The sequence below is a fragment of the Pelagicoccus mobilis genome, from assembly GCF_016595505.1.
GTDB classification, from domain to species: domain Bacteria; phylum Verrucomicrobiota; class Verrucomicrobiia; order Opitutales; family Opitutaceae; genus Pelagicoccus; species Pelagicoccus mobilis.
In genome coordinates, this window is sequence record NZ_JAENIL010000102.1 from 1 (window position 1) to 9,760 (window position 9,760).

Annotated in this window: 10 protein-coding genes, 1 tRNA gene and 1 pseudogene; 7 read left to right on the forward strand and 5 right to left on the reverse strand. The window is 51.3% G+C overall.

Features of this window, described 5'->3' with window-relative positions:
- Positions 1-249 (forward strand): hypothetical protein (locus JIN87_RS28475; protein WP_234033659.1); only part of this gene is annotated, 249 nt, incomplete at its 5' end.
- Here JIN87_RS28475 and JIN87_RS27135 read toward each other — a convergent pair.
- The 3 genes from JIN87_RS27135 to JIN87_RS27145 all read right to left on the reverse strand — a co-directional run bounded on the left by JIN87_RS27135 (position 205) and on the right by JIN87_RS27145 (position 3,135).
- The gene (locus JIN87_RS27135; RefSeq protein WP_234033660.1) at positions 205-546 is read right to left on the reverse strand and encodes a DUF3127 domain-containing protein; all 342 of its coding nucleotides are present in this window, start codon (positions 544-546) and stop codon (positions 205-207) included. The two genes, JIN87_RS28475 and JIN87_RS27135, sit on opposite strands and share 45 nt — an antisense overlap.
- A gap of 423 nt (positions 547-969) precedes the next feature.
- On the reverse strand, positions 970-1,689 hold the full coding sequence (locus JIN87_RS27140) for a hypothetical protein (protein ID WP_200359725.1): 720 nt from the start codon (positions 1,687-1,689) through the stop codon (positions 970-972).
- Between the two features lie 129 nt (positions 1,690-1,818).
- Positions 1,819-3,135 (reverse strand): hypothetical protein, encoded by a 1,317-nt coding sequence (locus tag JIN87_RS27145; protein ID WP_200359727.1) that lies wholly within the window; start codon positions 3,133-3,135, stop codon positions 1,819-1,821.
- Positions 3,136-3,810: 675 nt separating this feature from the next.
- On the opposite strand from JIN87_RS27145, the gene JIN87_RS27150 reads away from it, so the two are divergent.
- Positions 3,811-3,884 (forward strand) — tRNA-Gly (locus JIN87_RS27150).
- Between the two features lie 275 nt (positions 3,885-4,159).
- Entirely contained in the window at positions 4,160-5,575 is a 1,416-nt protein-coding gene (locus tag JIN87_RS27155) for a tyrosine-type recombinase/integrase (RefSeq protein ID WP_200359729.1), read from the forward strand.
- Between the two features lie 54 nt (positions 5,576-5,629).
- Here the strand turns inward: JIN87_RS27155 and JIN87_RS29115 are convergent, their stop codons facing one another.
- Positions 5,630-5,818 (reverse strand): helix-turn-helix transcriptional regulator, encoded by a 189-nt coding sequence (locus JIN87_RS29115; RefSeq protein ID WP_200359731.1) that lies wholly within the window; start codon positions 5,816-5,818, stop codon positions 5,630-5,632.
- A 127-nt stretch (positions 5,819-5,945) separates the two neighbouring features.
- On the opposite strand from JIN87_RS29115, the pseudogene JIN87_RS29140 reads away from it, so the two are divergent.
- From JIN87_RS29140 to JIN87_RS27175, 4 genes and pseudogenes are all read left to right on the forward strand, one after another.
- Positions 5,946-6,179: pseudogene (locus JIN87_RS29140) on the forward strand (transposase); the annotation flags it as partial.
- Positions 6,180-6,481: 302 nt separating this feature from the next.
- Positions 6,482-6,676: a hypothetical protein gene (locus JIN87_RS28485; RefSeq protein ID WP_234033663.1), complete on the forward strand. Its 195-nt coding sequence runs from the start codon at positions 6,482-6,484 to the stop codon at positions 6,674-6,676.
- Positions 6,677-7,026: 350 nt separating this feature from the next.
- Complete coding sequence (locus tag JIN87_RS27170) at positions 7,027-8,358, forward strand: MobA/MobL family protein (RefSeq protein WP_200359736.1); 1,332 nt, start codon at positions 7,027-7,029, stop codon at positions 8,356-8,358.
- A gap of 341 nt (positions 8,359-8,699) precedes the next feature.
- Entirely contained in the window at positions 8,700-8,966 is a 267-nt protein-coding gene (locus tag JIN87_RS27175) for a hypothetical protein (protein WP_200359738.1), read from the forward strand.
- Between the two features lie 153 nt (positions 8,967-9,119).
- Here JIN87_RS27175 and JIN87_RS27180 read toward each other — a convergent pair whose 3' ends face one another.
- Entirely contained in the window at positions 9,120-9,653 is a 534-nt protein-coding gene (locus JIN87_RS27180) for a hypothetical protein (RefSeq protein WP_200359740.1), read from the reverse strand.
- Positions 9,654-9,760 lie beyond the last annotated feature (107 nt).

The following is a 9,760-nucleotide window of genomic DNA, read 5'->3' on the forward strand; positions in this document are numbered from 1 at the left end:
CAAAAGACGCAACACTTTGGAGCGATGGGACAGACTCGTCACCCAGATGGAGAACTTAAGTTGACGCCAATGTGCATTGCGGCTGACTGGGCCAGCCAACCCTACCTGCTCGACAAGAGGAACCTCCCCAGCCCACAAAAAAAGGCAGCCCGAAAATCGGACCGCCTTTCCCTAAAAAATTCAGTTTCGCAGAACGCTCTACGCTTAGAACGGCGACTCTTCCAGATCGTCGAGATTCCCGCCACCTGAGGCAGAATCGCCGCCAGCCGCGTCAAGAGCGGGAGAAACTTCGCCACCCGCGTTTTCGATCTTCCAAGCCTGGAGGTTCACGTAGTAGCGGCCCTTGTACTCGTTGCCACGGATGTTGAAGCTCACCTTTACGTGGTCGCCTTCCTTCAGACGATCGACCTGCTCGATCTTTTCCTTGGTAGCTTCAAACTTCACGTCCTGAGGGTACTTGTCCTCAGTAGTGATCACGAACTCACGCTTGCTGAAGCCACTGGCAAACGTCTGTGTTTCTTCGATAAGTTTAACGGATCCGACCATTTCGTACATAGGCCGAAACACTTGGCAGGCGATTCCGGGATGTTAAGCCCAATCTCAGAAACTTACTCACATAGGAGGCCAACGCTCGTCGTTGCCAACAAACAGATCCGAATGAAACAAACCCATCAGGCCAGCTTCGCCATACCGAGCGAAACATAGGCGCCTCCAGCAACAAGTCCGTCAAACCCTTCGTTCGTGCAACGAACCCTACGTCGAGCAAAGCGAAACCCTGACAATCCCAAAGCCATGGCAAAAACTCAACTTACAGCTTGCATGAGACACAGTTGCTCCGTCGTCGCCAACAACGCCCCACTCTAAGCAAACACCCAGAGAACGGAAACAGAAGCCGAAGCATTGCAGGAGCCACTCACAAACCCTCTCCTTCCCTCCTCTAACTCCGTCGCAGCAGGGGGTTAAACCAGGCTACCGCCAATTCTCCTCGACCCACTTGGCCGGGCGACAATAGCGGCGCACCGTCAAACTCGTACCCTCAAGCGCTTCCTGCAGTTTCGGGTTGCCATGGAAAATCGCGATCCGCGTCCCCGGCGGACACGTCGGCTTGATGAAATAGTTGAGCGGAAACTTCGGCATGCAGTGGTACTTGAAGCTCACGCACCACTCCACCGGCCAGTACTTCAACTTCCCATGCTGGTGGATCTGGTCACTCAAATAAGCCTGCTCGTTGCGGAAATTCTTCCGGACCTCCTCCAGATTATTGAGGAAATAGTCCAACACATACGGGTGAGCCCCCGGACGAAAACGGAAGACCGACGAATTGCCAGTCACGCGACGCGGGTACTTCCAGTCATTGATGATCAGAAAATCCCCCTCTTCCTCGAAAAACGGGTCGATACTATCGAGGATCACCACGTCCAGATCCAGAAACAAGGTATCCCCCTCCAGATCGTGCAGCTTCTCAGGGAACATCGTCAGCTTGTTCCAGCCGCGCTCCGGGGCGCCCTCCGGCAAATCCAGTTCCGGCAGCGGCAGCACTTCCACGTCCTCGTCGATACCTTCCGCACGATCCGTGAAACACACGAAGCGATGCTCGTACGACAAATGGCGCTTCACCATCGATTTCAGGCGATTCACATATTCAGGGCCGTAGCGAGTGCCCCACTTCATGCAGATGACGTTTCTCATGCTCGCCCGCCAAAAAGAGGCAAGCCACCCCACCACGCAAGCGATATCCTCCAAACACCAAACACCACCAAAAGGTAGGACGGCATCGCCGAGGCCGCCGCACTGCAGGATCAGCTAAGCTCCCCCTCGCTACCCCTGCGGCAGCCGCGCCTCCATCTCCAGCAACAGCTCCTCGCTCAAAGCCGCCGAAAGATTCGCCCGTCCTGAGCCAAGATAGCCCGCCACCGCATCCAAATCGACCGACACCCAATCCTTCAAGGTCGAATAAACCACCGGAACACGCTCCACGTCATCCGATTCGTAGACGATATCGATGTAGTTCACCGATGCGGTAAAATCCTCGTAGCCAATCTCGTAAAGAGCATCAAACACTGCCGCCCTCCGAGCCTCCGGACGCTCAATAGCCGACACCCAATCTGCGGAAACATAGGGCTCGCGTCTCGCCTTCAAGCGGGCCGCCTCAGCCGCCACCGCATCCCGCTTTCCAATCGTCGCCAACCCCCGGTGAAACTCCGCCAGGCTCTCCTCCCCAGCTCCCAAGGTCAGCTGCTTAGCGATGCTTCGCACTCCCGAGCTAGACATCTCCGACTCGTTCTCCAAGACCCAAGCCGCAGCCCCAACCCCATCTCGAGCAGCCCACTGCTCAGCCACCTCGTCCATCACCGACGTGTCGAAATAGGCCGTCTCCATCTCAACGAGCCGATCCAAGGCATTCTCCGGCCCATCTCTCACGATCCGATGCGCGACGAGCTCAGTCAGCTCCTTCTTCAACTCCGGATCCTTGAGCGTCAACAACGTCTCCGCCGCTAGCCCGTAATCTCTCAAGCCACCGACCAAGGCATCCATCGCATTCACGTACAAATCGTTCTGCAAGGCCCGATCGATGTAGTCTCCATCCGCCTCAATCCAAGCAGACCCGATCCAGTCAAAAGCTCCAGCCGGATCTCTCAAGGTCCACCCCTTGGCGACAGAAGGAACCAAACGCTCCTTCTCCGCAGGGCTCAAAGCGCTCAGCAAAGCCACGCCCAGCTCCGGTTCGCGACGGGCGATCTCCTCCAGAATCCTGCCAGCGAACTCAAGGGCGCGATAATCCTCCAGGTCACGAGCCATCAACTCGACAAAATGAGCCTCCAGCCGATCGACATCCAAATCCCCCAAAGTCACCGCCAGCAACAAGCCCCCTTCTCGCTCACCTTCAGCAAGCAATTGCTCCGTAAACGAGATCTCATCCTCTGCAGTCCTCTGAAGCTGGCTCTTCCAATCGCGCGCCTGCTCCTTAGGCTCCGATGAGACAGCCGGAGACTGTTCGCTTACCGACTGCGACTCGGCCACCAATCGCTCCGGCTCCGCAGCTCGGCGCCAGATCTCCTCCATCATAAACGCCACGCAGAACCCCAACGCACTCAGTATCGCGATCGAGGTCAGGATTTTAGCAGCAGTTCCCACAGCAAGTTATAGCACTGCTGAGATTCACCCCTATGGCAAGATCCAGCTTGCCGCACATCGAGCACGCGAATCTCGGAAAACAAGAAGGCCGACGGTCTAAGACCGCCGGCCCAGGAATCCAACTCTTGTATGTGAGCAAAAGCTCCCGATTGAATATAGCCTGCTGTTACCCTAGCCGTCTCCGAAGAGACGCGTTCAATCGGAATCCTAAACCCGCCGCCATAATACGAATTTTGATTATTAAATCTATTGGGCCGGCTGCTTAACCTTAATAAGTGGTAGTACGTAAAATCCACGCAACTGTACGCTCCAATTGCGCAACAGCATACGCAGTCGACCCTAAAACCCCACTCTCCCGCCCTAGATATATTCCCTGAGACTCATCCAAGAGAACACCAACTCCCCTCTGAAAAAGTCCATTTGCCCGGAAAACCGACAGGGCATCTCCCCTAGAGGGGTCAGCATGCACTTGGGTGCAACTTTTTGTGTCCAAACTCTCAGTACAAACTGTAGCCCCTCTCAGAGAAACAATTTCGAAAAAAATTGGGCATTCGTTAAAAAAGTGTTCTCAAACTGGCAAAAGCGAGAAACCCGCGAAATCAAAACGCCAAAACTGACTAAAACGCTTGACCAACCGACACGGTTTTTGATCTAACCCCTGCCCTACTTCGAAACGCGGGTATAGTTTAGTGGTAGAACTCCAGTCTTCCAAACTGGTTGCGTCGGTTCGATTCCGTCTACCCGCACCATTACTTTCCAAGGCTTAGCTTAAACGCTAAGCCTTTCTTGTTTAGTCGCTTAGCGACAGATCTAGAGGTAGAAAAGAGGCTCTTCCTCTCGTATTCAAATTCCGGGTTTTCAAAGGAAATCGGACTGGAACAGACTGGGGCAGACCCATTTGAAGTGTATCTCAAGTGTACACCGGTACTTCTGTTACGTGGGTTCGAATACAAATTCGTAACCCTGAGGGAACTTTTTTTGAGAAATACCTTGGTGATCCCCCAAAAGTGTACCCTAGGATAGAATGAAGTATCTACACACTCCATTCTACCGAAAAGATAAACGACTCTGGGTCATTGGCTACCGGAACCGATTCGGCGATTTAATGCCGCCAGTCTATGCCAAGACACAAGCAGAGGCCCGAGAAACCTACAAACAGCTCCAAGATAAGATCTCAAAATACGGAGCTCCCAAGGAAAAGATCGACCCAGATCGAGCCAACATCTTAACGGCACTCGATATTGCCGCTTTGGAACATGGGATCGATATCAAGACCCTGGTTGAAAAAGAGATCGAACGCCGCTCAGGCGCTAACGGAGCAATCACGATTGGAGAGGCCGCTACAAAGTTTCTAAAGGGAGACTTCAAGAAACGCTACGAACCCAGCACTCAGTCTACAAATAAATCAACCATCGAAAAGTTCGTCGCAAACTATGGGGACACGCCGCTTTTCGAATTCTCCGAGGACCACGTATTCGATTACCAAGACAAACTTCTAACCGAGATATCCGTTGATTCGACCAAGCGCGAGATCTACACCCTCTCCGCTTTCTTCCATTGGAGCACCCTGAGAAAGCAAAAGTTCATCACCAAGAACCCATTCGCATACTGGGACCCAGAGGAAATCGAAGAATACCAAGAAGAGAAATCCGCACCAAAGATTTTCAATACCACCGAATGGCAGAAGATATTGGATACCGCCCTCAAGTATGACCCATACTTAATCCCCGCGCTTACCCTCTCGAAAGACGCTGGCATGCGGACATGCGAAATCCTTCGGATTGATCCATCTGACATCGACATAAAGAACGAGACCATCGTCATCCGGAAAACAGTCACCAAAAAGGCGAGCAAAGGCGTAACGCAAGGTCGTACAATCGAGAATCTACCATCAAAAGGCCTATGGCTGTACCTGAAGCCTCATGCCAATACAGAAGGGAAACTAGCGAAGCTCGATCGCAACGACTACCACAGACGGAAGAAGCGAATCATCTCAAAGGCACTAAACATACCAGAGAACGAACTAACCCTTGAGAATGAAGGCAGGCACAGTTTTGCCTCACACTCCTACGCCCTGACCAAGGACGCTGGAAGAGTACGACACTGGCTGGGTCAAAGACGCGACAGCGTTACCTGGAACCACTACATAAACATGGAACTGTCCGAGGCCGAAGCAGAGGCCTATCACGCCATTAAGCCTCCCGCAGATTACATCAAAAGATTAGCTGCATGGACTAAAACGAAGGTGGAAAAAACCGTCGACTGGCCTGACAACGAAACTCTCAAGACCCTCATCTGGTCCCAGCCTGTAACTCACGTCGCTCAAAAAATAGGAACAAGCGACAACGCCGTCAGAAAACGCTGCAAAAAGTACGGGATCAAGCTCCCACCGCGAGGTCATTGGCAAAAGCGAAGAGCACTCGAAAATCGATCTAGCTAGAAATCAAAAAGGGCAGGTCCTCGGACCTGCCCTTGGTTTTACTTAGCCTCGAGACTAGCAAAAGAGCTCGTCAAGCTCACATCGCTTGTATCGCCAAGCTGACGTCCCAAACAGGGTATGCCGCGGAAGCAGCCCACGCTTATGCAGTCGATAGATCGTCTTTTCTGAAACAGAGATATACTCCGCCGCTTGTTGTTGACTCAGCCATTCAGGCCAAGGGTTGGGTGTATTACTGAATATCATTCACAGTCTATCTGGGACAAATTTCGGAGCAACCCATGGAGAAAAACGGAAAAAGATAAAATTTAGCCGGTAATCCAAACTGTTGAGAAAGCTCTGGCCATTGGCCGAGTTTTTTTAGTTTGCGCGGATGCTCAAGCGTACCGGCCCCCGGCAAAACGAACTGGAGTTCGTGGACATCGAAACGCTCGTCCCCAAGGACCACCTGCTTCGCAAGGTCGAGCATCTCTACTGCTCCGAGAACGGGTGTCCCGCCGTCGATGGGGTCATGCTCTTCAAGATGCTTCTGCTGGGGTACCTCTTCGACATACGCTCCGTGCAAAGGCACGAGCAGGAGGTGAAGGTCAACCTCGCCTACCACTGGTTTCTCGGGCTGGGCGTCGCAGGCATGGTCCCCGACCACTCCGCCATCAGCCGAAACCGCGTCGATCGCTTCGCCGGGACCGACCTCTACCAGGAGATCTTCGACGCTATCGTGCTGCAGGCCATGGGCAGGAAGCTCGTGGACGGCAAAACCATCTTCACCGACTCCACCCACCTCAAAGCCAACGCCAACAAGGGCAAGTTCGTGAAGAGGCAGGTAAGCACCTCGGGCAAGTCCTACACCGCCGAGCTCGACGCGGACAACGTGCACGACTCGCCAAGTGCCCCATGGGCAAACCGGGCATGCTCAAGAAACGCGACTTCGTCTACGACGAGCACTACGACTGCTATCCCTGCCCTCAAGGGCAGGTCCTTGAAAACTCGACCACCAACCGCGAAGGGAAAACCAATACAAATCCGATCCCGCGATCTGCTCGAGTTGCCCGCAGCTTCGCCGACGCCAAGGAGCTGCAAATCATCAAAAAAATCGATATTTGATCTTGGGAATCTTCAAAAAAGGTACTACTCGCCCGGAGCGACTAGATCGAAGGTAATACACTCTTCAGTCGTAAGGGTACGAAATCCGTCCAGCAGGACGTTTATAGCCTAACCCTTTTGGATTTTTTCTCAGCACGGAAGTATTCTAGGTCCCGCATGGATTATCCGCATCAGAAAACTCGGCAACCTCCCTCCTTCTCCGGAACTCACTTCGTCGAGTAATCTAAGAGCAAACCTCTCCATCGAGGAAGATCCATTCATACTTACTTGGTGGTTCGAAAAAAACGACCATGTACAGGAGAGATGTTTCCGTACAAATGCGCAAGGTAGCAAGTCCCCACATACAACACATGGAACTAGCAAACTACTACTCTCGAATAAGACCAATCCTCCGCTCAAAAGGCAACTCTATCGCCTCGACAGTAGCGTACATAACCAGAGGCAAACTCGCAGAAATCGGCACCTGCACGACTCACGACTATAGACATAAATCCGGAGACCTATTTGCTGTCATCGTCACCTGCTGGAGCAAATGCGATCTGAGCATCCAAGAGATAGTTGATATTTTTGAGCGATCCGAAAAGCACCCGAAAGCGAATCTTGGCAGAGATCTCCTCATTACGATTCCTCGCGAGCTAGCAACGGACCCACAACTAATGACTGAGCTCGTTAGACTGATCTCACAAACCCTCTCCACCACTCTTAAAACCTTTACGATCTCGGCGATTCACTTGGGCGCAAACTCAAACCCTCACGCTCATATTTTTATTCCAAACCGGGAGTTCGATCCAGGACTGGATCCGGCCTCAAACAAGCAACAGGGGGCCGGCAAAAAGTCGGAGCAATTTCGCTGCCTAACGAACCCACGAAAGAGCGGTACAATGGTCCGAGAGATTCGAGAAATTTGGGCCCATCTACAAAACAAGTGCTTCAAAAATCTCGGAATACGCAAGCGCGTATACTCCGGATCGTACAAGAGTATCGGTTACCCTTATTTGCCAACTTATCACGTCGGCAACCAAGGTGGTGAAATCGCCGAAACCGCAAAAACAGACAACAATCTAATTACTAAGCGTAATCAGATTTTGAGGGACTCCACAATCTTCGCGGACATCCGAATTCTGAAAAGATATAAAAGGTCGCTCGTCCGCCGACTCAAGCAACTCGAACTTGAGAAGCAGGCCAACAAAAGTTCAGGACCTGCTCGCGACACGAGCAACCCCAAGGTTCAAGACGAAGCGAGACCAATGCCGCCCAGCCCGCGACAAACCGACCGCAATCACACAAACGAAGATTCCGAATCGAAGGAACCGACTTCCCGAACCCTAATCTACCGTCCTGATTTCCCGCCCCTGTTTCCAATTAACCACCCCCCCAAAAAGCGCCGCAGAAAACAAAAAGACAAAAAACACCTTTTAGAGCAAAAATCAGATTTAGAAGCTCTAGATTCAAAAGAGAATACGAGTGATGTCATATCGAATTACTTTTCCATTCCGACAATCGATGGAAAAGCAGATCCGAATTTCGACTTCGATAAAGCATTTAACAAACTGCTGAGAAACGTTCCTCCCGGGGGGTACATGCCAGTGAAACGCATGGACCCAAAAAGGATTCAACGAATTCGAGAAAAACTCCAGCACTCCATCGGGACGAAAAAGAAGCGTGGAATTGATCGCTGCTAATTTGGCGATCGATCACTAGCAGCCCCGTCCAAGCAGAGGTAAAAAAACACATCTATTTCAAAAAAACTGCTTGGGAATCCCCCAAAAAACACCCTCTACCAAGGGTAGAATGAAAAAAAATGACATAGATCAACTGATGGCTCGGATCGCCGAGACAACTAAAGCAATACAATCAATCGAGCGGGACTTCCGACTTAACAAAACCAAGACCCGGAAGTGGCAAACATACGGATATGGCGAGATTCTAATGGAAATCATAGAGGAGAGTCCAGAGTTGTATCCGAAAATTAACACCATTTGCGGTGGTAAACTACCACGCCCAACAACAGAGGAGGTGAAAAATGGATAGGAAAAAACGTGAGGCTCGCATCCAGAAACTCCAAGCAAGTAGCAACAATCTCACAAACAAGCTAGACGAACTTCGCGCTCGCTTACGCAAAGATTCATCTGAATTACGTGATCTAAAAAAGTCTGAAGACGCAGAAAACTGGCAACTCCTACTAGACGGTAAAATGAGCGACCTCGACCATGAACTCCTCATGGCAATCTTCAGGAATTTGCAGAAACACTTCGAAGCCAAACAACAACAACCCTTTGAGACTGACTAGAATTCGAAACCTCACGACAACAAGGGCGCAGATCTTTTAAATCTGTGCCACAGACCGTCAATTTAGCTCTGACCAAGCCGAAGCAAGGATTAGGACTGAACCCAGGCCGAGTACAGGCGGCGAGCGCTTGCGCTCGTTGCCTGGCACGCCTTGTTATGTATGAGTTCCTTTCTTTTTCCAGAAGAATGGATCTCGATCACTCAAAAGAAGATCTAGTTGATTCTCTGGATTCAAGGTCTTCATGAGTTTTGAGGTAATTTGGCTGACAGAGGAAACGGTGTAAATACCTCCGTCTTCGTTCTTCAAAAACAAGCGGCTCGGCTTTTTGAGCTTGGGCGTGAGCTTTTCCTCAAACTCAATTCCTTCATCTATCAGAGTATCTCGGACAGCAGAATAACCGTCCTCATTTTTGTCTGTGGCTCGGATCTCCACACGGATCGTATCTTCTTTCGTCTTTCTTCCGTACTTTATGATCCGTATGACGAATCCACTACTTGCCTCCGAAAGATAGAGCGTGGCTTTGTCTTTACCGTTTCGATACAAAAGACCGATCTTTTCTTGCAGGATAGTGGTGTCGCGAACGACTAACGGTTCCACTCTGTTTCGCCCGTTCACCCATAGAAGGAAGAGTATGGCCAAAACAGGGAATGCTAGAAAGCCGATCAAAATGTAGATCCACGGATTCATTATTTTCTACATAATCGAGATAGAGGGGAGCCTCACGGCTCCTCCCCTCTCACACCACCCGGCATACGGATCACGTACCAAGGCGGTTCGGTTAAGGTTGCGGTCAG